Annotated in this window: 22 protein-coding genes; 15 read left to right on the forward strand and 7 right to left on the reverse strand. The window is 62.7% G+C overall.

The window, feature by feature from the left end:
- Positions 1-93 precede the first annotated feature (93 nt).
- A complete protein-coding gene (mnmH, locus tag GMST_RS01960; RefSeq protein WP_246399163.1) occupies positions 94-1,131 on the forward strand; it encodes a tRNA 2-selenouridine(34) synthase MnmH in 1,038 nt (345 codons plus the stop codon).
- A 131-nt stretch (positions 1,132-1,262) separates the two neighbouring features.
- Here mnmH and GMST_RS01965 read toward each other — a convergent pair whose 3' ends face one another.
- Positions 1,263-2,147, reverse strand: a complete 885-nt coding sequence (locus tag GMST_RS01965) for a DUF2156 domain-containing protein (protein ID WP_183352920.1) — start codon at positions 2,145-2,147, stop codon at positions 1,263-1,265.
- Between the two features lie 365 nt (positions 2,148-2,512).
- Between GMST_RS01965 and GMST_RS01970 the strand changes: the two genes are divergently transcribed.
- The 12 genes from GMST_RS01970 (at position 2,513) to GMST_RS02025 (ending at position 16,854) form a co-directional block, all read left to right on the forward strand.
- Positions 2,513-4,477 (forward strand): cache domain-containing protein, encoded by a 1,965-nt coding sequence (locus GMST_RS01970; protein ID WP_183352921.1) that lies wholly within the window; start codon positions 2,513-2,515, stop codon positions 4,475-4,477.
- A 76-nt stretch (positions 4,478-4,553) separates the two neighbouring features.
- Complete coding sequence (locus GMST_RS01975) at positions 4,554-5,948, forward strand: sigma-54-dependent transcriptional regulator (protein ID WP_183352922.1); 1,395 nt, start codon at positions 4,554-4,556, stop codon at positions 5,946-5,948.
- A gap of 435 nt (positions 5,949-6,383) precedes the next feature.
- Positions 6,384-6,581 carry a hypothetical protein gene (locus GMST_RS01980; RefSeq protein ID WP_183352923.1) on the forward strand — a complete coding sequence of 66 codons (198 nt, stop codon included), beginning with the start codon at positions 6,384-6,386 and terminating at the stop codon, positions 6,579-6,581.
- A 94-nt stretch (positions 6,582-6,675) separates the two neighbouring features.
- Positions 6,676-6,927, forward strand: coding sequence for a hypothetical protein (locus GMST_RS01985; RefSeq protein WP_183352924.1), 252 nt, complete (start codon positions 6,676-6,678; stop codon positions 6,925-6,927).
- Between the two features lie 78 nt (positions 6,928-7,005).
- Positions 7,006-8,055, forward strand: coding sequence for a hypothetical protein (locus tag GMST_RS01990; protein WP_183352925.1), 1,050 nt, complete (start codon positions 7,006-7,008; stop codon positions 8,053-8,055).
- Between the two features lie 954 nt (positions 8,056-9,009).
- Positions 9,010-9,321: a DUF485 domain-containing protein gene (locus GMST_RS01995; RefSeq protein WP_183352926.1), complete on the forward strand. Its 312-nt coding sequence runs from the start codon at positions 9,010-9,012 to the stop codon at positions 9,319-9,321.
- Between the two features lie 25 nt (positions 9,322-9,346).
- Positions 9,347-11,335, forward strand: a complete 1,989-nt coding sequence (locus GMST_RS02000; protein ID WP_183353259.1) for a solute symporter family protein — start codon at positions 9,347-9,349, stop codon at positions 11,333-11,335.
- 65 nt (positions 11,336-11,400) lie between these two features.
- Complete coding sequence (locus GMST_RS02005; protein WP_183352927.1) at positions 11,401-12,618, forward strand: putative nucleotidyltransferase substrate binding domain-containing protein; 1,218 nt, start codon at positions 11,401-11,403, stop codon at positions 12,616-12,618.
- Between the two features lie 108 nt (positions 12,619-12,726).
- The gene (locus GMST_RS02010) at positions 12,727-13,050 is read left to right on the forward strand and encodes a DUF4212 domain-containing protein (RefSeq protein WP_183352928.1); all 324 of its coding nucleotides are present in this window, start codon (positions 12,727-12,729) and stop codon (positions 13,048-13,050) included.
- Entirely contained in the window at positions 13,043-14,563 is a 1,521-nt protein-coding gene (locus GMST_RS02015) for a VC_2705 family sodium/solute symporter (protein ID WP_183352929.1), read from the forward strand. Before GMST_RS02010 ends, GMST_RS02015 begins: the two co-directional genes overlap by 8 nt.
- Before the next feature lie 216 nt (positions 14,564-14,779).
- On the forward strand, positions 14,780-16,045 hold the full coding sequence (locus tag GMST_RS02020) for a putative nucleotidyltransferase substrate binding domain-containing protein (RefSeq protein ID WP_183352930.1): 1,266 nt from the start codon (positions 14,780-14,782) through the stop codon (positions 16,043-16,045).
- Between the two features lie 11 nt (positions 16,046-16,056).
- Positions 16,057-16,854, forward strand: coding sequence for a sugar phosphate isomerase/epimerase family protein (locus GMST_RS02025; RefSeq protein WP_183352931.1), 798 nt, complete (start codon positions 16,057-16,059; stop codon positions 16,852-16,854).
- Here the strand turns inward: GMST_RS02025 and GMST_RS02030 are convergent.
- The 4 genes from GMST_RS02030 to GMST_RS02045 form a co-directional block, all read right to left on the reverse strand.
- Complete coding sequence (locus tag GMST_RS02030) at positions 16,844-17,299, reverse strand: universal stress protein (RefSeq protein ID WP_183352932.1); 456 nt, start codon at positions 17,297-17,299, stop codon at positions 16,844-16,846. The genes GMST_RS02025 and GMST_RS02030 overlap by 11 nt on opposite strands.
- A 190-nt stretch (positions 17,300-17,489) precedes the next feature.
- Entirely contained in the window at positions 17,490-18,128 is a 639-nt protein-coding gene (locus GMST_RS02035; RefSeq protein ID WP_183352933.1) for a response regulator, read from the reverse strand.
- A 170-nt stretch (positions 18,129-18,298) separates the two neighbouring features.
- Positions 18,299-18,937: a response regulator gene (locus tag GMST_RS02040; protein ID WP_183352934.1), complete on the reverse strand. Its 639-nt coding sequence runs from the start codon at positions 18,935-18,937 to the stop codon at positions 18,299-18,301.
- Positions 18,938-20,389 (reverse strand): PAS domain-containing sensor histidine kinase, encoded by a 1,452-nt coding sequence (locus tag GMST_RS02045; RefSeq protein WP_183352935.1) that lies wholly within the window; start codon positions 20,387-20,389, stop codon positions 18,938-18,940. It lies immediately after the preceding gene.
- Positions 20,390-20,711: 322 nt separating this feature from the next.
- Between GMST_RS02045 and GMST_RS02050 the strand changes: the two genes are divergently transcribed.
- On the forward strand, positions 20,712-22,295 hold the full coding sequence (locus GMST_RS02050; RefSeq protein WP_183352936.1) for a sigma-54 interaction domain-containing protein: 1,584 nt from the start codon (positions 20,712-20,714) through the stop codon (positions 22,293-22,295).
- 314 nt (positions 22,296-22,609) lie between these two features.
- On the forward strand, positions 22,610-23,734 hold the full coding sequence (gene ald / locus GMST_RS02055; RefSeq protein ID WP_183352937.1) for an alanine dehydrogenase: 1,125 nt from the start codon (positions 22,610-22,612) through the stop codon (positions 23,732-23,734).
- 205 nt (positions 23,735-23,939) lie between these two features.
- On the opposite strand, the gene GMST_RS02060 is transcribed toward ald, so the two are convergent.
- Positions 23,940-24,749: an inositol monophosphatase family protein gene (locus GMST_RS02060; RefSeq protein ID WP_183352938.1), complete on the reverse strand. Its 810-nt coding sequence runs from the start codon at positions 24,747-24,749 to the stop codon at positions 23,940-23,942.
- 11 nt (positions 24,750-24,760) lie between these two features.
- Positions 24,761-25,231, reverse strand: coding sequence for a ferritin family protein (locus tag GMST_RS02065; RefSeq protein WP_183352939.1), 471 nt, complete (start codon positions 25,229-25,231; stop codon positions 24,761-24,763).
- Positions 25,232-25,502 lie beyond the last annotated feature (271 nt).

Below are 25,502 nucleotides of genomic sequence, written 5' to 3' on the forward strand. Positions count from 1 at the left end.
GCGCTCGAGCTTCCTCATTATACATGAAACGCATAACGGTTTCTTGCATTAATGGGAGGCTCTCCCTATAATGGCCGGCTTGAGGAGAAGACCGTGCCAGCCACTACCCCTTTTAGCCCAGAACTGCTCGACAGCCACCTGCCCGTCGACGTCCGCACCCCGCTCGAGTTCGCCGAGGACCACCTCCCCGGAGCCATCAACGTCCCCCTTTTGACCAACGAGGAGCGGGTCGAGATCGGCATCCTGCACAAGCACGACGGCCCTCCCGCCGCCCGCAAGCGCGGCCTGGAGCTTACCGCCCACCGCTTTCCGGAGATGGTGGCGACCATAGCCCAGGCAGCCCAGGGGAGGCCGGTGCTGGTCTACTGCTGGCGCGGCGGCCTGCGCAGCAAGACCGTGACCTCGATACTCGACCTGACCGGGCACAAGGCCGTGCAGCTCGTCGGCGGCTATAAGAGCTTCCGCAACCAGGTCGCCGCATACTTCACCCCCTTCCTTCCTCCGGCGCCGCTCGTGGTCCTGCACGGCATGACCGGGATCGGCAAGACCACCCTCTTGCAGAAGCTTCAGGAAAAAGGGGAGTCGGTGATCGACCTGGAGGGGCTTGCCTGCCATCGCGGCTCCGCCTTCGGACAGTTGGGGCTCACCCAGAACCTGACCCAGAAGCGCTTCGAGACCCTCTTGTGGGACGTCTTCCGTAGGGTCCCCGGCGGCCGCCCGCTCTTCCTCGAGGGAGAGAGCGAGCGGATCGGGCGCGTGTCGCTCCCCGGCGACCTCTACCAGAAGATGGCCGCGGGGGTCCGGGTCTGGTGCTCGGCCGATTTGGAAACGCGGGTGGACCGGCTCATCGAGGAGTACGGCAAGCTCGAGTACCGGGAGGAGATGGCGGCGGCCCTGCAGCGGATCCGCAAGAAGCTTGGTGGGGTGAAGTGCGAGGAGTTGGCGGGGCACCTGGAGCGCTGGGACCTCAGGCCCTTCATGAGGGGGCTCGTGCTCGATTACTACGACAAGGTCTACTACAAAAACCGCGACTGGGAGGGGGACTTCGAGCTGGTCCTGGAGGAGTTCGACTCAGCGGCGGACGAACTGGTGCGGGAGTCGGCAAGGCTCACCGCCCAGACAAACGGTTAGCCACGGAGACACGGAGCAGACGGAGAGAACCTTAAGACGTTGCCAGTGGCGAAGGGCCGTCTCGGCTGGTCCTCTTCATGTGGTTTATGGCCTTTCTCCGTGACCTCCGTGCCTTCGTGGCAGAACGTCTTTTATCCTTTACGCCTGACCCGGAACTTCTGCACCAGCTCCACCGGGTGGTAGCTAAGCTTCGCCTGCCGCAAGGAGAGCTCGCCCAGGTCCTGCTCCCGGTTCACGAACTCGCACCCCAGAAAAAGCAGCCGGCAGAACTCCCGGTCCACCAACTGGTACAACCCCTCCATGAAAAGGTCCGCCTTCTCGAAGTGGCAAACCGCCGTGTTACGGTTCAAAAGCTCCCCCAGGGCAAACCCCTTCACCTCCCCTTCCACCAAAACCACGATTCCCGCAAGCCCCAGCTCCCGGTAGAGCCTGAGCGCTTCCGCCGCCCCCTCCACCTCGCGCTCGAGCGTGCTCGGCCCCATCGAGGTCCTGATCCGCTGCCACTCGTCGAGGACCTTTAACGCCCCCTCCAGGTACTTTTCCTCGTAAGCCTCGACCGAATAGCGGTGGCGCACCGCGAAGTAGTTCACCCGATTTTTCTTCTTGTGGTAGTTCTTGCCGGTAAGCTCGGCCATCTCCTGGCGCAGGTGCAGGTAGTCGAAGTTGTCGCGGTCCTCGATCACCTCGAGCCCGTCCCAGGTGGGGAAGTGGCACTCCAAAAAGCCCTGGTCCGCACCGTAGAGGGTACGGCCCGCGTTGATCAGGGTGCGGGCTGCCGCAGCGCGGTCGCCGGAAAACGGGGGGAGAAAGTAGGGAGTCCCGTCCCAGCCGCACCCGAGGGCCACCACCGAGTTCCCCACCCGGGTGAGCCGGTAGTCGTGCACCAACCGGAAGAGGTACAGGTTCGCGAAGGTGAGCTCGGAGACGCGCGGCTGCAGTTCCCACAAAAGGGGGTCAAGCTCGGCCTTGTCCTCCAAAAGCAGCGCTCTGGACTCGGGATAGCGGGGTATTTCCATGATGCTTCACCTCGGCAGCAGGTTCTCGTGCAGGAATAACGAGGGACGGCAGACGGGGCCAGCGACAGAAGCGCCAATGGTCCCGACACCTTCCGGGTCCGCCCGTCTGACAGTACCAGCTTTTGCGGCAACAGAGAAAAGAAATTTAAGGCATACCAGCCCCGCGCGCCACCCCCCTGCGCTTTTTTTGCAGATTTGCGAAAAAGCTCTGGCGTTTTACCCGTGCCCTGAGCTAATATCCCGTTTACGCTATGCGTGGAATCTCATGAGCCCCCTTTCCCGCCATGCCGATTCCCCTCCAGCCCTCCGGCAGCCGTTTCCCGAACCTCAAGCGCAGCATGAACCGACGCCTGTAAAGGATCCCGATGCAAAGCCTCTTCAGCTACGTGAACAACCTGAAACTGCGCTGGAAGATGATGGTGCTGGTGCTCCCCTTGGTGACCATCCCTATCTTCATCGTGGGCGGGGTCATCGGCTACATCTCCACCAAACAGGCCTACCTCGGGATCACCCAGACCAGTAAGGACGACCTGGGGCACATGGCCGACTTCACGCTGGACCTTTTGAACTCCCACTACCAGCAGTTCCAGGTCTACAAGCAGGACAAAGAGAAGAGCTTCAACCAGGAGCTCGCGACCCTTACCGACCTCTCCTACCAGGTGCTCGAGTCGCAGCAGCGCCAGGTGCGCCAGGGACGCATCGACCTCGCCACCGCGCGCCGGGAAGCCCACAACGCCCTGGTCAAGGTGAACGTCGGGAAAACCGGCTACATCTACGCCATGAACAGCAAGGGCGACCTCATGGTGCACGTCGCCATGGAGGGGAGAAACGTCTTCGACAGCCGCGACGAAAGCGGCCGCTACTTCATCCGGGAGATGTGCGAGAAGGCGGTGCGCTCCAAGCCGGGCGAGGTGCTCTACATCGTCTACCCCTGGAAAAACGCGGCGCTGGGAGACAAGGTCCTGCGCAAGAAGGTCGTTGCCTACCGCTACTTCCCCGAATGGGACTGGATCATCGCGGCCGGCGGCTACCTGGAGGAGACCTACGACGACGTCGATTTCGAACGGCGCTCTTTCGCCGCCCTAAAGGAGAAGATCAAGAGCAAGAAGGTGGGGAAGACCGGGTACATCTTCTGCCTGGACACCGCCGGCAACTTCATGATCCACCCCACCGGGGAAGGGAAGAACTTCCTCAAGGCGACCGACACCAACGGCAACCACTTCATCGAGGAGATGTGCAAGACCAGGAGCGGCTGGATCCGCTACCCCTGGAAAAATACCGGCGACCCGGCGCCGCGCATGAAGATCGTGCGCTACGAGTACTTCCAGCCCTGGAACTGGATCGTCGCCGTCGGTTCCTACGAGGACGAGTTCTACGAGGAGGCCAACGCCATCAAGGGGCGCATCATGGAGAGCATGGTGGTGCTCACCATCTTCGTCTCCATCCTGGCCATGATCATGGTGTTTCTGGCCGCGCGGGTCTTCACCGACCCGATCGCCGACATGATGACCGTGATCCGCAAGGTGAAACAGGGGCGCCTGGACGAGCGGATCGAGGTAACCACCAACGACGAGTTGGGGGAGCTGGCCACCGCCTTCAACCGGATGACCGCCATCATCAAGCACAACAAGGAACTCGAGGCGAACCTGGCGCAGCAGGGAAAGATGGCGTCGCTCGGGGTCCTCTCCTCGGGAGTCGCGCACGAGATCAACAATCCCTTGGGCGTCATCCTGGGCTACGCCGGGTACATCGAGGGGAAGATCGGGCCGGACGACCCGAACTACAAGTACATCCACGAGATAAAGCGCGAGAGCAAACGGTGCAAGAAGATCGTCCAGGATCTTCTGAGTTACGCCCGCACGCCTCAACCGGTGCTCGAGGAGACCAACATCAACCAACTCCTGGACCAGATCGTCGATTTCGCGGCGAACCACACCGACATGCACCACGTCTCGGTGCACAAGGAGTTCGATCCCTCGCTCCCGGTCATCATGGTGGACGGCGACCAGTTGCGCCAGGTGGCGATCAACCTGATCCTCAATGCCGGCGCCGCCATGCAGAAAGGGGGCAAGTTGGTGGTCTCTTCAAGCCTCGGCGTGGACGGCAGCGTAAGCCTCAGGTTCAGCGACAACGGCGGCGGCATCCCGGCCGAGCACATGGAGAAGATCTTCGAGCCGTTTTTCACCACCAAGGTGAAAGGGACCGGCCTGGGGCTCGCCATCACCCGGCAGATCATCGAGCAGCACCACGGCAAGATCGAGATCCGCAGTGTGGTCGGCGAGGGTACCACCGTCGAGGTGCGCCTTCCCATCAACCGCGACGCCTACTGATTCCTGGCGTCACAGCCGGTACGCCCCCGAACTCAACACCTACAGAACGACTTTCGACCTTACGAGGTAAGCCGACGTGACCGCTCAAAAAAGAATCATGGTAGTCGACAACGAGGAGGGGCTGTGCCGCATGATGGAGGCGGTACTCTCCGACAACGGTTACGCGGTGACCGCGCACACCCGCTCCTTCGAGGCGGCCGAGTCGTTTCAGGCGGGGCAGTGGGACCTGGTGGTGACCGACATCAAGATGCCGGGGATGGACGGGCTGGAACTGCTGCAGCGCGTGAAGCAGAAGGACCCCGGCATCCCGGTCATCATGGTCACCGCCTACGCGACGGTGGAGATGTCGATCCAGGCCTTGAGGAAAGGGGCCTACGACATGCTCACCAAGCCGTTCGAGCCCGAGGAACTCCTCTACCGGGTCAAGAACGCCCTGCAGCACACCAAACTGATCGAGGAAAACCGCGAACTGCGCGAGGAACTGGTGGGGCGGTTCCACTTCGAGAACATCATCGGCGCCTCGAAGGGGCTCAAGGAAGTTTTGGAGAAGGTGGAAAAGATCACGGTGCGCGACACCTCGGTCCTGGTCACCGGGGAATCGGGAACCGGGAAGGAACTGATCGCCCAGGCGATCCACTACAACTCCCCCCGCAAGGACAAGAAGTTCGTGGCGATCAACTGCGGCGCCCTCCCCGCTTCGCTTCTGGAGAGCGAACTCTTCGGCTACCGCAAGGGGGCCTTCACCGGCGCGGCCGAGAACCGGCGTGGCCTTCTGGAGACCGCGGACGGCGGAACGCTCTTTCTCGACGAGGTGGGGAACCTTCCCATGACGGTGCAGAAGACCCTGCTGCGTTTCCTTCAGGAACAGACCTTCAACCGCCTCGGCGACCCAACCCCCACCAAGGTCGACGTCCGGGTGCTCTCGGCAACCAACGCCGACCTGAAGCTGGCTGTCAAGGCGGGGGAGTTCCGCGAGGACCTCTACTACCGGCTCAACGTGGTGAACATCCAGCTCCCTCCCTTGAGGGAACGCCGCGACGACATCCCGCTTCTCGCTGCGCACTTCATCAACCTGCAGAATCAGAAGTTCGGCATCCAGGTCCGGGGGCTCGACCAGCAGGCCCACGAGGCGGCCATCAACTACGGCTGGCCGGGCAACATACGGCAGCTGCGCAACGTCATCGAGGCGTCGATGGCCATGGAAGGCAGCAGCTACATCACGCTGCCGGTGCTCTCCCAGTTCATCGAGGTAGCAACGCCTGAGAGCGAGACGGAACTCCACACCGGCGACGAGGGAGATTACAACAAGGCGCTATCCCGCTTTGAGACCGAGTACCTGCGGGCGCTTTTGCGCAAGAACAACGGCAACGTCGAAGCTGCCGCCAAAGAAGCCGGCACCAACATGGCGACCATCTACCGAAAGATCAAGAAATACAGCATCAGGAAGGACGAGTATAACGCCGCCGGTTGACCAGCCGCACTCCCGCCAAAGAGCCCGCGTTCCGGGCTCTTTTTTTGCCCGCCCCAGACTGCCCTCCTTTTGCAATGCTGCAAAAATCGTCATTGCGCCATTTGCACATCTGCAAATCTCGCCTGAATCAACCCGACGCCCACGATAACCTACTGTAACAAAAATAGTTTCTATGATCCCAGCCCTGCCGCCACGCCAGCATACTGCAAGGCATTCTTAGGAAACTCTTCCGGTCAACTTTTGCGAATTTGCAAATTCGCATGAAGCAGGACCTATGCTTTCTGAGCGCTCTCAACCAACCAACCGTACAGAATCAGGGCGCTTTTCCGTGCCACCCCCAACGTTCTCATCGTTTGGTACGGTCGTTGCTGATGTAGGCCCGTCACCTTTTTTGGTCAGGTATTTCCGCAGTGGATACAAAGGGGTCGAGGTCTTATGCCCAAAGATACCGTCTGCCCTTTTTACGGCATTAACGATGATTACTGCGACGTGGGATGCGGCTACATCTCCCCCCACGACGTGAAGCAGATTATCAGTTTCTGCAGCTGCCGCCACCAGGAATGCCTGAAGTACCGGGAACTCTCCGACCGATTCCCGATTGCAGCGATGGAATCCGGGCTCTGCGCGGTATGACGGTACCGCACGGGGCGGCTGGTTGCGGCGACGGCCGCACCAGCCCGGCTTCCCACCTCTTGACGTTTTTGTCCTGTGCCCGGGGAGAACGGCGATGAGCGAAAAAGAACTGGAACTGCTGGCCCGCATCGAAGAACTGGAGAGGCACACCTGGCGCAACAGTGCCATCCTGCGTGCGGTTGCCATGGTGGCCTGCACGGCGTTAGTCGGGATCGTGGTGGCCTCCGGCATCGCCGCCGGCGGCCGCGGCAGCCACTGGTCCGGCCCCGCCTGGAACACCATGTGGCTCTACGGCCTCTTCGCGGCCAACGCGGTATCCATGTTCTGGACCACCCACAGGGAGTAACCCTCTAAGTCCCTCAACGGGGAACATACCGATTCCAGAGACGGCGCCCGAAGGCCCGCACCAGGAGAAGAACGATCCATGCCGATGAAACTATCGAACGTGATGCTCTTGCTGGTTGTGGTAACCATCTGCGCCGTTTTCTCGTTGCGGATCTTCCAGGGGATCGACGAGATGATGGGAGACCAGTATTGGGTGGTCGACACCACCCAGGGAGACCACGGCTGGTACGCCATGGGACTGCTCCCCTGCGTCGCCAAGGTCCCCAAGGACGTAGTAAAGGCCGCGAACAGCAACCCCGCCGCTCCCGCCAAGTACCTGATCTACGCGCAAAACGGCGACTTCGCCGGCAACACGGTCTACGGCATCTCCCTGGGAATCCCGCTCATCATGTACTTGATCTGGTTTGCCTGCATCCTCGGGTTCCCGGACCGGGTCGACCCCTATCTCCTGCCGCGGCGGATCTTCACCACTACCGTGATCATCATCTGCTCTATCATCGTCAACCTGTTCCTGATGCGGGTAGCCGCCGACTTTGCCCGCGACCCCATGTCGCGTATCGCCAACGTCGCCGGTACCCAGGCCTCGCTCCTCTTCCACAGTGCAGGAATCTGGTTCGCCATCCTTTTCTCCGCCTTGGGCACCACCAACCACAGCGCCCGCGAGTCGCGCGCCCCCGACAGCCGCAACTGGCAGACCCAGGCGAACGAGAAATTCAACTGGATGTTCCTGCTTTTGCTCGGCGCGACGCTCCTCGAGGTCTGCCTGGTGCAGAGCCGGTTGGCGCTGCCCGATGCCGCCTTGGATTACGCACTGTGGCTCATGGCGGTCGTGATCTTCATGCGCATGTTCGGCTTCTCTCCCAAATACTGGATAAAACGCGCCCGGGGTATCGCGATTGCGCTCACCGGAACCTTTTGTACCCTCCCCATCTTCTACCTCCTGGAGCGGGCCACCGGAACCCTGGGCGCCGGCTTCGCGTCCCCCATTCTGGCTGCGACTCACGGCCCGGAGAACGCCAACATAGGCCTGTCGCTCATGCTTTCCATCTACCTCATCTTCTGGATGGAATTTGCCGCGGCTATCAGGAGAAATGGCCCGGTACGCCCTCTGGCTGGGAGCAGGGGCTGATTCAGTCCCCGGCGCTGTTTTATTTCCGTTCGCCGCACCCTCTGCACACCAGCAACGCAGCCCCCAAAAGCCTCACCCCGCACCCCATTACTACGCAATCATAAACCAAAGTTCTACAAATTTCGTACTGCAACGAGACCACCTCACATTCCCGGACTAAAACGCTGTCGCAAAGATTCCCGCCTCATCACGTCCTACAAGGCGCCCGAATAGGTCAGAAGTTGCCTCACATCTAACACTCCCACCCACCGGCAGTCGCTGCAGTCTCCTCGGGAGAATTCTCCCCGACAGGGCACCTGCCCCCCCCACTAGAGCCGCACAAAAGCGCCATCGCAGGTTCTGGTTCCCATCCAAGCGGCTATTATTTTTGGGGATAATTTACATTTAACCGGAACCGGTTATCATTAGCAATAATGAGCCTCGGTTTTTATGAAAGCACCGGACACTCAATTATGCGACACTGTTTTGTATACATTTTCGTGACTTTACAACGCTGTAACACATTCCGGCCAGGAACCTCCGCGCATCCCGGGCCGAAAAAATTATTTCGGAGAAAAGCCGAATATTATCCGTATTTTCGCGCTATTATGGCGAACCAGATTGAGGCCTTTTGGAACTAAATTGTTTGCGTTTGTTTAAAACGGTGTTTATTTTTTGTTGTGGTTTACGAAATCTTGTGGTACAAGAAAAACATCGGAAGCCTCAGAAACGGGTCAAACCCGGGTTCGAAACGCCTCCGATAGAACAACACCTTCATCGAAACATACTGTTTTGACTACCTTTCGGCAATCGTAACGTTTGTCAAAACAGCTTGACATTTTTTCAGACGCAGCAAATCAGAACCGTTTACCAAAAAACAAAATGACGAAAGGGGGATCTATCGAGAACTGAACCACGTGGGCGGGACGCCGCTCAGACAACCGGGCATCTTTACCAAGAAAGGAGTGACAAACCATGGCAGAGAAAAAGTACGATTGGTCGGCAATCGCCAAGAACCCCAAATTTGTGGAACTGCACCACAAGAAAACCGCCTTCCTCTTCGGGTGGTGGATCTTCTCGTGCGTCTACTACTTCCTCCTCCCGATCGGAGCGGCCTACACGCCCGGGATCTTCAAAGTGAAGATCATCGGTGCCGTCAACTTCGGCTACCTGTTCGCCCTGTCCCAGTTTTTTGTCTCCTGGGGTTTGGCTCTTTACTATGCACACGTAGCCAACAAGGACTTCGACCGCCTGACCAGGGAACTGATCGACGAATTACATCTCTAACGTAAAGGAGGGATAGGACATGACCATGAAGAAGATCATCATCGCCGCTTCGCTGGCACTCTCCGTCGCCGCCGTCGCCTTTGCCGAAGAGAGCAAGGCGCCTGCAGGCGCTCCGGGTGGCACACCGGCCGCGAGCGCACCGGCCGCCTCGACCACCCCCGCAGCCCCCGTCATGAAGGTAGAGACTGCCCAGCCCGCCGGCCCCGCGGCCGCGGCTCCGGCCGCTCCCAAGAAAAAGGAGCTCAAGGCTGACCGTACCATCACCATCTCGATGTTCGCGATCATCATCGGGATCACCATGGCCGTCGTGGTCTGGGCCGCCAAGCAGACCAAGTCTGCCTCCGACTTCTACGCCGCGGGCGGCGGCATCACCGGCACCCAGAACGGTTGGGCCATCGCCGGCGACTACATGTCGGCCGCGTCCTTCCTGGGCATATCCGGCCTGATCTCGCTCTACGGCTACGACGGGTTCATGTACTCGGTCGGCTGGCTGGTGGCCTACATCACGGTGCTCCTCATCGTGGCGGAACCCTGCCGCAACGCCGGCAAGTACACCCTGGGCGACATCCTCTCCTTCAGGACCTCGCCCAAGCCGGTGCGCGCCTTCGCCGCCATCTCCACCGTGTCGGTCTCCACCTTCTACCTCACCGCCCAGATGGTTGGTGCCGGTAAACTGATGGCCCTCTTGGTCGGCATCCCCTACAAGACTTCCATCATCGGCGTCGGCATCCTCATGGTAGGCTACGTCGTCTTCGGCGGCATGGTCGCCACCACCTGGGTTCAGATCATCAAGGCGGGCCTGCTCATGTCGGGTGCCTTCCTGCTCTCCTTCCTGGTCATGATGAAGGCAGGCTTCAACCCGATCGGCTTCTTCGACCAGATCGTCGCCAATCCGGACATCCAGGACCACGTCTCCAAGCTGGTCCTCAAAGACGGCGTCATCCTGGCTGGCATGGACGCAGGGCAGCGCTTCCTGGAGCCGGGCCTCTACCTTAAGAACCCGCTGGACCAGATCTCCCTGGGTATGGCCCTCGTGCTCGGCACCGCCGGCATGCCGCACATCCTGATGCGCTTTTTCACCGTGCCGACCGCACAGGCTGCCCGCAAGTCCGTCATCATCGCCATGTTCATCATCGGCGGCTTCTACGTGCTGACCACCCTCTTGGGCTTCGGCGCCGCCATCAACCTGACCCCGCAGGGGATCACCGCCGTCGACCCGGGCGGCAACATGGCAACCCTCATGCTGGCACAGCAGATGGGCGCCGAAATCGCACCGGTCCTGGGCGACCTGTTCCTGGCCTTCCTGTGCGCCGTCGCCTTCGCAACCATCCTCGCCGTGGTATCCGGCCTGGTTCTGGCAGCTTCCGCAGCCATCGCGCACGACATCTACGTGAACGTGATCAAGGACGGCCACGCCGACCAGCACGAGCAGGTTCGCGCCGCCCGCATCACCTCCTTCGTAGTCGGCGCCTGCGGCATCGTGATCGGCATCGCAGCCGAGAAGCAGAACGTTGCCCACCTGGTGGCGCTCGCCTTCGCTGTGGCCGCCTCCGGGAACCTCCCGGTCGTGGTACTGTCGCTCTTCTGGCGTAAGTTCAACACCGCCGGCGTCATCTCCGGCCTGGTGGTCGGCACCGTCGCATCGATCGCCCTCGTGATGGTCTCCCCGAACATGACCTATCCGAAGGTGGAGGCCGCCAAGGCCCACAAGGTCGTAGTCGCCATGGAGAAGAAGATGGCCTCCCTGGCTCCGGGCGCCACCCTCCCGGAGAAGGACCTGAAGGCGCTTGAGAAGGCCCGCAAGGACGAGAAGCAGGACGGCACCTCCATCGTCGGCCTGGACAAGCCGCTGTTCACCCTGAAGAACCCGGGCATCGTCTCGATCCCGCTCGGCTTCATGGCCGCCCTCCTGGGCGCGCTCGCCTTCCCGAGCCGCCGCTCCGAGGAGATGTTCGACGAGGTATACGTCCGTCAGAACACCGGCCTTGGTATGGCCAAGGCGGTAGAACACTAATAAAAGCTCGTTCGATCTGCTATCATGGGGAAGGGAAACCTTCCCCTTTTTTTATCGGAGCAGTCATGCCCCCGCACTCTCCTCCCCCACCGCTTGCCGAAAGCGACCTGATCCAGGGTCTCATGGACCGGGTGCACGCCTTTTTGCCGCTATTGGACCTGTCCGAGATGACCCCGCTCCTCGAAGGAATCCGCGCAACCGCCCAACAGGAACTCGCCCAACTGCGCAGCTTCTCGAGTAGGGAAGCCGATCTCCTGGGAGCCATACCGGGCACCGGGAGCTACACCGAACTCCTCGCCCTGCACGAGGAACTGAACCACCTGGAGATGGAGCGTTTCCTGCGCTTCTTCTCGGTCCCCGCCCTGCACGAAAACTGCACCCACTACCGCGACCTCTTGGCCCGCCGGGCCCAGGAGCTGGTGCTCCGCGAGATGCCGACGTGCGCCCCCCTCCCCTTCGCGCTGATCAGCATGGGGAGCGACGGCCGCGAGGAGCAGACCCTCATCACCGACCAGGATTACCTGATCGTCTACGGCGACGGCGGCGACGACGAAGCCGACGCCTGGTTTCGGGACTACGCCCTGATCCTCGTGGAGCGGTTGGCCGAGATCGGCTTCAAGAAGTGCACCGGCGGCATCATGCCCTCCAACGACAACTGGCGGGGGTCGCTCTCCCAGTGGCAGCGCCGCCTGCTCTCCATCGTGCGCTACGAGTGCGAGGACATGGGGAAGAACCTCATGGACCTGATCGTCATCTCCGACGCGCGCTACGTGGCCGGAGACCTGGCGCTGGCCGACGAGCTGGTGAATCGGATCCGCTCCCTGGGGCAGGACTACTTCATCGCGCTCTGGGGGATGGCCAAGGCCGCCACCGAGATGCGCCTCGCCCTCGGTTTCCTGAAACGGATCTGGACCGAGGGGAGCGGCGAGCACAAGGGCGAGTTCAACCTGAAGCTCTTGGCCTGGGCCCCCTTGGTCATGAACGTGCGCATCCTGGCCATCAACCAGGGGATCCCGGCCACCTCCACGGTGCGGCGCATCGAGCACCTGCAGCGCGAGAGGAGCCTCTCCCAGGCGACCGCGCAGGGGCTCATCGAGGCCTATCGGATCCTCACCAAGCACCGCATCCTTTTGCAGGTGAAGGTCATCAAGGGGATCCAAAGCGACGCCTACCACCTGAACCCGTACACCCTGGACAAGGACGAACGCGAGCGGGTGCGCCAGGCCCTTTTGCTCATCGAAGAGCTGCAGAAGATCATCCACACCAACTTCTCGATCATGTAGCGAGAGCTCCCTTCTGCGGGGAGCCGCTCCTTTTTCGCCTTCACCCGCGCCGGCGCCTGTGCTATGCTGCCCCGCACACGTAGGCAGGACACCGACAGGAGGGAGATCATGAGCCGCCAGGACCCGCGCTACCACGTCAACCTGTTCCGCCCCAAAGAGGGACACATGAAGGATGAGGTTCTCATCATCCTCATCGTCCTCATCGGTTGGGCGGTCGTCACCTTCGGGTTCCAGATCCTTTTGGCGTTCAGCCGCGGCAGGGGGATCGGCGACCTCCTGACCGGGCTCACCCTGTTCGGGCTCCCGCTGCACTTCTGGTTCACCGGTCAGTTTCTCCCGCTTTGGTTCATCATCCTCTGCCTGGTGTTCAACGTGTACATCGACCGGATCACCGCCTACCACAGCCGCAAGAGGGATCGCACCTATGAATGACTCCCAGTGGACCATCGGCATCGTCATCCTGGTCCTGGTCTCCTTCATCCTGGTGGGGCTCAAGCAGAAGGCGCGCGAGAGCATGGAGTACGGCTTCGGGGGGCGCTACACGGGACGCATCGGGGGGGGAGCCGCCATCGCCAGCAACTGGATGAGCGCGGCAAGCCTCATGGGGCTCGCCGGCCTCATCTACCTAAACGGCTACCAGGCGCTCGCCTACGTGGCGGGGTGGACGGGGGGGTACGTGCTTTTGCTGGTGCTTTTGGCCAGCCAGATCCGGCGCTTTGGCAAGTTCACCGCCCCGGATTTCGTGGGTGAGCGCTACGGATCGCCGGCGGCGCGCTTTCTCACCGCCGTCATCTGCATCGCCATCTCGGTGATCTACTGCGTGGCCCAGTTCAAGGGGATCGGGATGATCTTCTCGTTCCTCTTCGGGATCGACTACCGGCACGGGGTGATCTACGGCGGGCTCGCGGTGATCTCCTACCTGGTGCTCTCCGGCGCGCTCGGTGTGCCGCGCAACCAGCAGCTTCTCTACTTCGTGATCATCACCTCTTTCATCGTGCCGCTCATGTGGCTCGCCCACCGGCTCGGGTACTTCTGGCTCCTCCCCCAGTTCAGCTACGGCGAGGCGGTGGGCGATCTGGCCCGCCAGTATAGAATCGACTTCGCCGCCCCCTTTAACTCGGGGAGCGTCTACGAGTGGTGCGCCCTCTGTTTCACCCTCATGGTGGGGACCGCGGGCCTTCCCCACGTGCTGTCGCGCTTCTACACGGTTCCCAACCTGCGCGACGCGCGCTGGAGCGTGGTCTGGGGGCTCTTCTTCATCGCGCTCGTCTACTGGTCGGCGCCGGCCTATGCGGTCTTCGGCAAGCTGATCGAGGCGCGCATGGGGCACGTGCTCCCGCCGGCGGCGGCCCGCAGCATGGCAGACATCATCGTCTTGAAGACCGCGGTCCTCTCCGGTGTGCCGGGATGGCTTGCGGGTATCCTGGCGGCCGGCGCGCTCTCCGCGGCCTTCTTCACCGTGGCAGGGCTCCTGATGACCGGGGCCGCCTCGGTCTCCTTCGATCTCTACTACCGGGTCTTCCACCCCCAGGCGAGCGAACTCTCCCGCATGAAGGTGGCCAAGGGCGCCACCCTGGCCCTTGGCGGGATCGTGCTCCTTTTGGCGCTCAACCCGCCGGGGCTCATCGCGGAGATCACCGCAGTCGCCTTTGCCCTGGCCGGCAACACCATCTTCCCCTTGCTGCTCCTGGGGATCTGGTGGGGCCGCGCCAACGACGACGGCGCCGTGGCCGGCATGCTGGTCGGCGTGGTCTGCACCTTCGCCCAGCCGCTCTTCGGCTCGCTCTCCCCCACGGTGGCCGCACTCTTCCCGCTCACCTCCTCGGCCCTGTGCGGCGCCCCTCTGGTGATCCTGGTGATGATCGCGGTAAGCCTCGCCACGCCACCCCCGCCGGAGCAGATGCGGCGCTTCCTGGCGAGCGAGGTGCACGGGCACCTGGGCTGAAAACCAGGTCGAGGTCGGGGTTGAGGTCGAGAAACGGCGCGCGACAGCGCCGGAAGAGCGCGGGTAGCTGCGAGGCGAGGAGCAGGTCAAGGGTCAACAGAACTGTGAGATGAATGGAGCTTGCAGAGGAAAGGGCAGGAGGTTCCGGCTGTCATCGAGGACGCCGGCGGGTTCACGGTCTTCCCTCAACCTTAACCTCTACCTGGAGTGGTGCTTATGCCGATGCTGCTGGGAACCAAAGGAAGCGACGTCCTCTCCTGGCGGGCCAGCGCGGAGTTGTTGGCCGGGCTGAAGGACGCGTTGGGCCGGCACGGGGAGCAAAACCCGGCGCAGTCGGCCGAGTCGGTTCTGGAGCGTTTCATCGCGGCCCTGGACCAGGAGCTCGGCTTCGACAGGCGGCTCGACGCCGAAACCGCGGCCCTGGACCGGGACCTCGCCGCAGCTGCCACGGCTGCCGACCTGCTCCTCACTGCCGGCCGTTTCCGCGACACGATCTCCAGCCATTTCAAGAGACGCCGCTCCGTGCTCGCACTGTGCGGCCTGTGCAACACCCTGCACGACCGCCTGGTGTTCCGTGCCGTCCAACTCACTCAAGAGCGCCTGAGTGCCCTCGGGCGGGGCGGGGCTTCCCCCTGCACCCTCCTGGTCTCCGGCGACCGGGGCCGGGGCGAGAGCACCCTCTTCTCCCGCAACCGCTACTACCTCTTGCACGACGGCTCCCCGCGCCCGGAAGAGTTCCGGCGCCCACTCGAAGGGCTTTTCCAGGAGCTCGGCCTGGTCGACCCGGAGCGCCCCCTCTGGCACGGCTCCCTCAAGGAATGGCAGGCCCAGTTCGCCCCCTCCGCCGCACATCCCGCAACGCCCCCCGAGGAGTTCCTCGCCGCCCTCCCGCCGTTTGCAGCCCCCGAAAAGGGTGCAGCGCCGCCGTGGGCCGAACGTGACTGGCTGATCGGCCTTGCCGACCTGGGTTACCTGTGGGGGAGCGAGCAGGTGGCGGCTCGGGCCCTGGAAGTCGCGGGTGCTGCGCTTCTGGCCGAGCGCGGCAGCGACTCCTTCCTGCAGGTCGCCCGCCGCGGCATAGCCCAGCCGCTCGCAGTGGGACGTTTCGGCCGCTGGCGCCTGGAGCGCAGCGGGGAGCGGCGCGCCCTGCTCGACCTCAAGCGCTACGCCCTGGACCCCTTGCAGGGCTCACTGCGCATCCTCGCCCTGGCGGCAGGGTCGACGCAGACCGGGAGCGTAGCGCGTCTCACCTTTCTTCTGGAGCGGGGGATCCTGGATGTTGATCTGGCGGGTCGGCTGCTTAACGGTTACCAGTGCATCATGCAGCTCAAGGTACTCCTGGAGATCCGCGGCGCGCGCAACGGGCTGTTTTTGAACCCCGAGGAGTTCAGCGAGGAGACCGAGGCGCGCTTTCGCAGCGCCCTGGACGCCGTGCTCGGGCTGCAGAAACTGGGCTACCAGTTCCTCATCGGGCCGGTGTAGGGGAAACCGCCATGCGTATCTCCATCTCGGCCGGGACGCTGTTCATCTTTCCGCTGGAAAAGGTCTTCGAGATCGCGGCGGAGGTGGGCTTCGACGGCGTGGAGCTGGTGGTCAACCAGGAATTCCAGAAGGTGAACTGCCGGCGCCTGATCGAGCGCCTGGCGAAGACGCATCCCATCCTCTCCATGCACGCCCCCTTCATGCCGCTGGACGGCTGGGGGAGCCCGAGCGATTCGCTGAAGCGCTCGGTGGAGCTCGCCGGGGAGTGCGGCATCCCCCTGGTGAACTTCCATCCCCCTTCATGGCTCGGGTTCGAGCTGGGCTACTGGCGCTGGCTGCACCGGATCGGGGATTTTCAACAAGAGATCGGGGGAGACCGGGTGACGCTTACCCTGGAGAACATGCCCTGGACCGGCAAGTACCGGATCAACGGCTACATCCTCTCGGACACCCGCAAGATGATCGACTTCCTCGAGGCCCACAACGTCTATCTCACCTTCGACTGCACGCACATGGGGTCGGGTCGGGCGAACTTCATCAACGACTTCTACCTGTTCTACAACTCCGGGCGGATCCGCAACATCCATTTCTCGGACTACGGGCACGGCCGGCAGCATCTGCTGCCCGGGCACGGCATCCTCCCCCTCACCCGCTTTTTGAACCACCTGAGGAACACCGACTACAACGACACAGTGACCCTCGAACTCTCCCCCCACGAGTTCCCCAAGGGAGAACAGATCATCATCGAGAGCCTGAAGGAGATCCTCGCCTACCTGAGGGCGGAGACCGAGCGCCCCGCTACCCCCTGACCACGTAGACCGAACACTTCGCGTCGCGCACCACCTTGTGCGACACGCTCCCCAAAAGCTTTCGTTTCAAGAATCCCTTGCCGGTGCTGCCGATCACGATCACGTCGATCTCCTCGCGCTCGGCATAGTGCAGGAGTTCCTGCGCAGGGTCGCCGTAGACCACCGCGGTCTCCAAAGGGACCCCCATCTCGCCGGCGATCTTCTCGATCACGAAGAAGATCCGCTCCTTCAACTCGGCCCACTGCACCTGCTCGGTGATCGGGCGGTTCGGGACGAAGTCGGTAAAGGTGCTGCGCGGCGCGTTGGGGAGCACCAGGAGTCCGTAGACCTTGCTCTTGAACTGACTCGGGATCCCCGCGGCAAAACGGACCGCCTCCTCCGCGGCCTTGTCCGAAAGCGGGGAACCGTCTACAGCCACCAGGATTTTCTTGCGCAGGTTGAGCATCGACGTGTCCTCTTGGCTAGGTGGAACACCTTGGGTGGGGTGAGCGAAAAACGGCTTCACTATAAAACATGTCCCTTTATTTTTCAAACAGGTAATTGCGAGACGGGGGTGGTGATAGGTGGGGGGCAAACGGGGGAAGCGGGAAGGCTGTGCTGCCGTAAGCGGCAGCACAGCGCCGGTGCGGCATGGCCTAGTCGGCCAGCCCGTGCTTGATGGCGTACTTGATCAGCTCCGCGTTGTTGGAGAGCTTCAACTTGGTGAGTACCCGGGAGCGGTAGGTGCTCACGGTCTTGATGCTCAGCGAGAGTTCGTCGGCGATCTGGGACGGGGTCTTGCCGGAGCCGATCATGCGCAGGAACTGCGCCTCGCGGCTGGAGAGCGCATCGTGGGGGAGCGCCCCCTTGTCGAGGCCGGAGCCGAGGTGCACCGCCACGGTCTCTGCGAGCGAGGGGCTTATGTAGCGCCCGCCGGCGAGCACCTTCTGCACGGCAGCCTCGATCTCCTCGCTGGCACTCTCCTTGGTGAGGTAGCCGCAGGCACCCAGGCTCAGGGCCCGGATCGCGTAGTCTTCTTCGGGGTACATGCTGAGCATCACCACCGGCAGCGCAGGCTGCTCGCGGTTCAACTGCTTCAGGACGTCGAGACCGCTGCGCCCGGGAAGCGAGATATCCAGTAGCACCATGTCATACTTGCGCGACGCCACCTTCTTAAGCGCCTCTTCCCCGTTGGACGCCTCGTCGCAGCTGATGCCCAGGTGGGTATCCTCGAGGCTGCGGATCACCCCTTTGCGCAAGATGGCATGGTCGTCGACTATCAAAATGGTATGCATAAGTTCTATCCTCTCTTAAAGGCTCGAGTTCGGCCGACCTAAGATGGAAGCGTGGTCGCGGTCGGCCTTTTCATGACCCTCCCATGAATACCACCCCTGGCAGCAAAAGTGAATCAGAGCTAAGCGGTTTTTAGGGGTGAAATCTGCGAAGCCCACCGTAAGAAAAAAGCCTACTCCTCGGGGTGCTGCGTGACCCAGTAGCCGATCAACTCCGCGTTACTGCGCAGGTGCAGCTTTTCCAGGACCCGGCTGCGCACCGTGCTGATCGTCTTGACGCTGAGCGAGAGTTCGTTGGCAATCTCGTTGGTGGACCTCCCCGCCGCCAGCAGGGAAACGAACTGACACTCCCGGTCGGAGAGTTGCCGGTGCAAGGGGGCATCCTGGGGCTCCTCCACGAGCGCTTCGGCCAACAGGTCCGCCTGGCTCGGGGTGATGTAACGGCCACCACCAAGGACCTTCTCGGCGGCAGCCTGCAACTCCTCGGCGGCACTCCCCTTGTTAAGGTAGCCGGCGGCGCCGCCGCGCAGAGCGCGCACGGCGTAGTGCTCCTCGGGGTACATGCTGAGAACCAGAACGGGGAGCTTTGGGTGCAACCGCCGCAGCTGTTTCAGGAGGTCCAGTCCGTTGCGGCCGGGGAGCGATAGGTCCAGCAGCACCATGTCAAAGGGGTGGGAGGCAATCCGGTCCAGCGCCTCGGCCCCCGTGGCGGCCTCCTCGATGGCGACGGGCATCGGCAAGAGGTCCTGCAAAAGTCGGATGATCCCGAGGCGGACGATGGCGTGGTCTTCGACGATGAGAATCTGTTTCACCTAGCCTCCATCTTCGACCCGGAGCACCGGGTCAATCGGGATCGTGAGGGTTACCGTGGTACCTCTGCCGGGGCGGCCGGTGATTTCCAGCTCCCCCTGGCACAGCCTCGCGCGCTCCTGCATCCCCATCACGCCGTAGGCCGTGGTCGAGCCGACCTCTTCCGGCGAGATCCCCGCACCGTTGTCCGCGATCTCGAGTTCGAGGTACCCCTCGCCGAAGTACAGCGAGACCTCAACCAAGGTAGCATGCGCGTGGCGCAGGATGTTGGTCATGGCCTCCTGGAAGATGCGCATCACGGCCGTCGCGATCTTTCCGTCCAGGGGGGCGGCTCCCTCGGACGACGAATAGCGGCACTCGATGCCGCTACGCTTGCGGAACTGGCGTACCTGCCACTCGATCGCCGCGACCAGGCCCAGGTTGTCCAAAAGCGGCGGGCGCAATTCCGCGGTGATGTGCTGCGCCTTGGCAATCAGGTAGTCGAGCCCCTTGCGCATCTCGGCCAGGCGCTCCTTGAGCTCGGGGTGCTGCTGCATGACCCGGTTCTGGATCCAGGAAAGGTCCAGTTTGAGCGCCGTGAGGCTCTGCCCCACCTCGTCGTGGATCTCGCGGGAGATCGCCAGACGTTCCTGCTCGCGCGCCGTCTCCAGGTGCGCGTTCAGGTCGCTCATCTTCTCGTGCAGCCGGCTCAGGTCATCCTGGGTCTTCTTCTGATCGGTGATGTCGCGTACGGTGCCGATCAGCCGGAGCGGCTTGCCGCTGGCGTCGTAGCTGGGGCGGCCGTTGTCGCTCATCCAGCGCACCTCACCGTCGGGCCGCACCACCCGGAACTCGGCAAGGTAGTCGCTGTGGCCAGCTATGGAGCGTTCGACCGCCTGCAAGACCCGGGGCAGATCGTCCGGGTGCAGCATCTTGATCAGGCTGTTCACGGTGCCGTCGAAGTTGGCAGCACCGTGCATGGCCAGGCACTGGGGGGACCAGTAAACGGTATGGTTCTGCAGGTCCCATTCCCACACCCCCATATGGGAGGCGTTCAGGGCGATGTTGAGCCGTTCCTCGCTGCTGCGCAGCGCTGCCTCGGCCTGTTTCAGGGCCGAGATGTCACGCCCCACCGCCTGCACCTCGACCAGACGCCCCTGCCCGTCGAAGTAGCCCCGGTTTACGAACTGGAACCAGTGTACGGCACCGGTTCCCGAGTAGACGCGGTTTTCCACCACCACCACGGGATTATCCGGAGCCAGGGTGGCCAGTTTGGCCTCGACCATCGGGATGTCTTCGGCGTAGGCCACCGGTTGCCACTTGCTGCCCAGCAGTTCCTCGCTCGTTTTCCCGAAGAACCGACAGTAGACCTCGTTTACGAAGACGTAGATGCCGTCGGCGCTGAAGCGGCTTATGACCTCGGTGAGGTCCTCGACGACGTGACGGTAACGGTCCTCGTCCTGTGAACACTTCATGCGGTACCTCGACTGACTGCCAAAGAGCGGAAGGAGGCCCGAAAACCGGCTCTCAGGACTCCCCCACGTTCTCATGTGTTCCTTCAAAGTAGCACAAACTTCACTGGTATACAACCTGCACCTTTCTTACAAAAGCAGTCATCCTATTAGAACCATTGGTACTTCAGTCGTCCGAAGGTCTTTCCGGGTATTCCCCGAGGAGTACATTGGAACCGCACCGGGACCAGGAGCCCCGCACAAGCCACCTGCGCAAGAAAGGCCATGATTTGTCCGGGAGAATCGGCTATACTGCCGCCGCGGCCATCTCCGCCCAGGACGTCCCATGAACAGCGTCAAACTTCAGATCTCCGGAACCGACCGGGTCGGCATCGTCGCCAACATCGCCACGGCCATGTCGGACCGACGGGCCAACATCCTCTCCATGGAGGTCGAGGTGGTGGGCGACCGGGCCATCGTCTACCTCGAGGCCCAGATCACCCCGCCGCTCGACATCGCGGAGCTCCTGGCCGGGCTGCGCACCATCCCGAGCCTCACCGAGGTCTCCCGGATCCACACCCTGCCGCTCGAGAAACGCGAGAAGCGGGTGCAGATCGTCCTCGACAACATAAGCGACGGGATCCTCGCGGTCGACGAGGCAGGGGAGATCACCATGGTGAACCAGGTAGCCCGGGAGATCCTCGGGACACCCGAGAAGGCGCTGATCGGCCTGAGCCTGCGCGAACTTGAGCTGAGCGGCTCCCGCATCCTCGACTGCCTGACCGGCCCGGGCTACCGGCAGGTGAACCGCGACCTGATCACCGAGCGGGGGCGTTTCCAGTTTCTGGCGACCGGAAAGCCGATCCGCGACTCGCTGGGCCAGGTGGTGGGCGCCGTGGAGATCCTCAAGGAGCTGCGCGAGATCAAGGAGATGGCGCATGCGGTATCCCAGCCCCTCCAGGTGACCTTCCGCGAGATCATCGGCTCGAGCCCCGCGTTGCGCGACGTCATCTCCATCGCCCAAAAACTGGCCCGCACCGATCCGGTAGTCTCCCTGCGCGGCGAGAGCGGCACCGGCAAGGAGCTCTTTGCCAGCGCGATCCACGCCGAAAGCGGCCGGCCCGGCCCCTTCGTCCCGGTGAACTGCGCCGCACTCCCCGAGACGCTCCTGGAGAGCGAACTCTTTGGCTACGCCGGCGGGGCCTTCACCGGGGCCCGTCGCGAGGGGAAGCCCGGACTCTTCGAGATCGCCCAGGACGGCACCCTGTTTCTCGACGAGATAGCCGAGATCCCGCTCACCCTGCAGGCGAAAATGCTCCGGGTGCTCCAGGAGCGCCGGGTGCGCCGCATCGGCGGGACCCGGGAGATGCCGGTCAACGTGCGCATCATCACGGCCACCAACAAGAACCTGGAACGGATGATGGACCAGGGTCTGTTCCGCGAAGACCTCTACTACCGGATCAACGTGTTCCAGATCCAGATCCCGGCGCTGCGGGAGAGGATCGAGGACATAGGCCCCCTGGCCGAGCACTTCCTGTTCCACCTGAACTCCACCCTGGGGAAGACCGCTCAGCGCCTGGCTCCGGCCGCCCTCGCCAAGCTCGCCGGACACCGCTGGCCGGGAAACATCCGGGAACTGCGCAACGTCATCGAGCGCGCCTCCATCCTCTGCCCCGGTGCGGTGATCGAGCCGGAACAGGTGTTTTTTGCAGCCGGCGCCTCCCCTCCCTTGGCCGGCGAGGCGCCCCGCGGCGATGCGGACCAGCTCTGCGACACCCTCGGCCAGCAGGTCGACCAGTTCGAGCGCCAGATCATCGCCCAGAGGCTCCAGCTCTCCGGCAGCATCCGCGAAGCCGCCCGCTCCCTCGGGGTCTCCCACACGACCCTGCTGAACAAGATCAAAAAACTCGGCCTGGCAGTGGCACGCTAACGTGCCACTGGTTCGCTTTCTTGCCACTTGATAACATATCGTATTTACACGTATCCCTGTACTTAAGCTTCCGCACTGGCACGTTTTCGTGCCATACACGGCTCTTTCGCAGCTCCCCTGTGCCCTGCCGCCCGCGGGGAAAGCTCCTGCATCCTCTGAAAAATCCGTTATATTTTGGTCGTTTGCACCGCTTCACCTGCGGCGCCCTGCCGAGCCGGACCAAACGTGCCTGTTTGGCATCCGTCTTGTAAATAGGAGTTCCCAGAGATGACAGCCCCCCACGGGGCAATTCCAGTGAAGAAGGAGAAGCGATCGTGATCGTCGGGATTTTGAAGGAGATTAAAACCGAAGAAAACAGGGTTTCCATGACGCCGGCCGGTGTCGAGGTGATGACCGCCAAAGGTCACCAGGTACTTGTCGAGTCGCTTGCCGGCGTGGGGAGCGGGTTCAGCAACGAGGCCTACCAGGCAGCCGGCGCCGAGATCGTGGCGGGCGCAGCCGAGGTCTACGCGCGTTCCGAGATGGTGATGCACGTAAAAGAGCCCCAGCCCAGCGAGTACGAGCTGATCCGTCCCGGCCAGATCGTCTTTACCTATTTTCACTTCGCGGCCGGCGAAGAGCTCACCCGCGCCATGCTGAAGACCGGCGCCATCGCCATCGCCTACGAGACCATCGTGGACGCCGACAACACGCTGCCGCTGCTCACCCCGATGAGCGAAGTGGCCGGCCGGATGGCAGCGCAGCAGGCTGCCAAGTACTCCGAGCGGGCCCAGGGCGGGCGCGGTATCCTCTTGGGGGGCGTCCCGGGTGTGCCGCCCGCCAACGTCCTGGTCATCGGCGGCGGCGTGGTGGGCACCCATGCGGCGCAGATGGCCTGCGGCCTGGGCGCCAAGGTCTACCTCCTGGACACCAACCTGAACCGCCTGCGCCACCTCTCCGAGGTGATGCCCAAGAACTGCTTCCCGATGATGTCGTCGCCGGCCACCATCCGTGACCTGGTGCAGCAGGCCGACGTGGTGATCGGCGCGGTCCTGGTGCACGGCGCGAAGGCCCCCAAACTGGTGACACGCGAGATGCTGAAGACTATGAAGAAGGGCGCCGTGCTGGTGGACGTCGCCATCGACCAGGGGGGGTGCTTCGAGACCTCGCGTCCGACCACCCACACCGCCCCGACCTACGAAGTGGAAGGCATCCTGCACTACTGCGTCGCCAACATGCCCGGTGCGGTGCCCCTCACCTCGACCGTGGCGCTCACCAACGCCACCCTCCCCTACGCGGCCGCCATCGCTGCCGAAGACTGGCGCGAGGTGGTGCGCAAAACCCCCGGGATCCGGGCCGGCGTCAACGTGGCCTGCGGCAAGGTGACCTACCAGGGGGTCGCGGAGGCCTTCGGCCTCGAGTACACCCCGGTCGACCAGCTGCTCATCTCCATCCCTTAATTCCGCTAACGCCACTCAAACGGCAACAGGTGCGCCCTCTCCCCGCGAGGGGGCGCACCTGTTCGCCGCTCACCTTTTCACCGCATCTCCTCTCCAAGTGCAGGTCTGACCTCGAACTCCCAGCGCCTTATGAGGGCACAGAAAAACCCCTGCACCATGGTGGGGGACAGGGGTCATTCCGCGCGGCAACCCTTGCGTCCTTTCTTCAGTCAGGCCGGGCAGCGCGCGCCCGCGTCAGGGCCTCGAGCATCTCGTCGTGGATCGCACCGTTACTGGCCAGGATCCGGTGATCGTACACGGTGTATCCCTCTCCCCCCTGGTTGGTGACCCGCCCACCGGCCTCGGTGACCAACAGCGTGCCGGCCGCCACATCCCAGGGCTTCAACTTCACCTCCCAATAGCCGTCGAGCCTTCCGGCCGCGACATAGGCCAGATCGAGCGCCGCGGCACCGGCACGACGCACCCCGCGCGCCGCCAGCTGCAGCTCGACGAAGTTCCCGAAGTTGTTCTCGTTGTCCCGGGCGACATCGTAGGGAAATCCGGTCGCCACCAAGGCACGCCTGAGGGGGGAACGGCTGGAAACCCGTATCGGTCGGCCGTTCAAAAACGCCCCTCCCCCTTTCACCGCCGTGAACAGTTCGTCCATCATGCAGTGGTAGATCACCCCGAGCACTACAGCCCCCTGGAACTCCAAGGCTATCGAGACGCAGAACCAAGGGAACCCGTGCGCGAAGTTGGTGGTGCCGTCCAGGGGGTCGATGATCCACTTGTAGGGGGAATCGCCCCGCTGGAACCCCTCCTCCTCGGCAAGAAAACTGTGTCCCGGGAACGCGGCCGCCAGCTGCGAGACGATCAGCTCCTCGCAGGCGCGATCCACCTCGGTCACCAGGTCGATCTCCCCCTTGAAGTCCACGGCGAAATCGCTCCAGAGGCGACTTTTCTGCAGCCTGCCCGCCTCTTGGGCCGCGGCCTTTGCTGTCTTAAGAAATTGCTCAAGTTCCTGCTCGGTCGGCATCTGATACTCCATCAGTTTTTCTGTAGATCCTGCGCGTCCTCCGGTAGCGTCTCCAGGAGCTCGCGCATCTGCTCGAGCAGGGTGAAGTGCATCTCGTCGTCCGCGGCTATCCTCAGGTAGAGTTCCTTCTCCCAGAGCTGCGTTGCCTCGCGCGCCAGTTGGCCGTAAAGCCGCACGCTGGCGGCTTCGAAATCCATTGCGCGGCTTACGCAAACCAGTTCGTCATCCAGCTGCTCCAGCCCGGAGAGCTGCACCGCGAGGCTGCGCAGGATGAAGCGCGCCCCGTCGAGGGTGCGGGACTGGTCCAGGTCGACCACGACCCCGTCCTGCTGAGCTTTGAGGGCTTCGGCATGCCGCTGCTCGTCCTCGGAGAGGAGGGCGAAGATCCCTGCAACCCCGGGGAGACCGACCGCGGTCTGGCACCCCTCGTAGTAACCTCTCCCCCCGCCAGTCTTTCGGAGCACCACGTCACGTAATTCCATACGCCCTCCCGATGCGAAGATTTGCGGCTGGAAAACAGTACCAGAAAATCTGTCAAATTCAAAAAGAGGCCGAAAAAACTGGATCAGGGCGACAGCTGAGACAATGGTGCAGGACCGGCCTCAGACTATCCATCGGGGAGGTAGCAATAAGAAGGGTGTTCTGCCAGATCGGGCAGGCATTGTGAGTGTGGCGTCCCGGGAGAAGACTCACCTTTTGGCTGGCTCAGCAGGTCCGAAACATCTGCCGCGGCAGAGGCACCCGGAACGGTTA

It is taken from the genome of Geomonas silvestris, assembly GCF_014193515.1.
In the GTDB taxonomy this organism is placed as follows: Bacteria; Desulfobacterota; Desulfuromonadia; order Geobacterales; family Geobacteraceae; genus Geomonas; species Geomonas silvestris.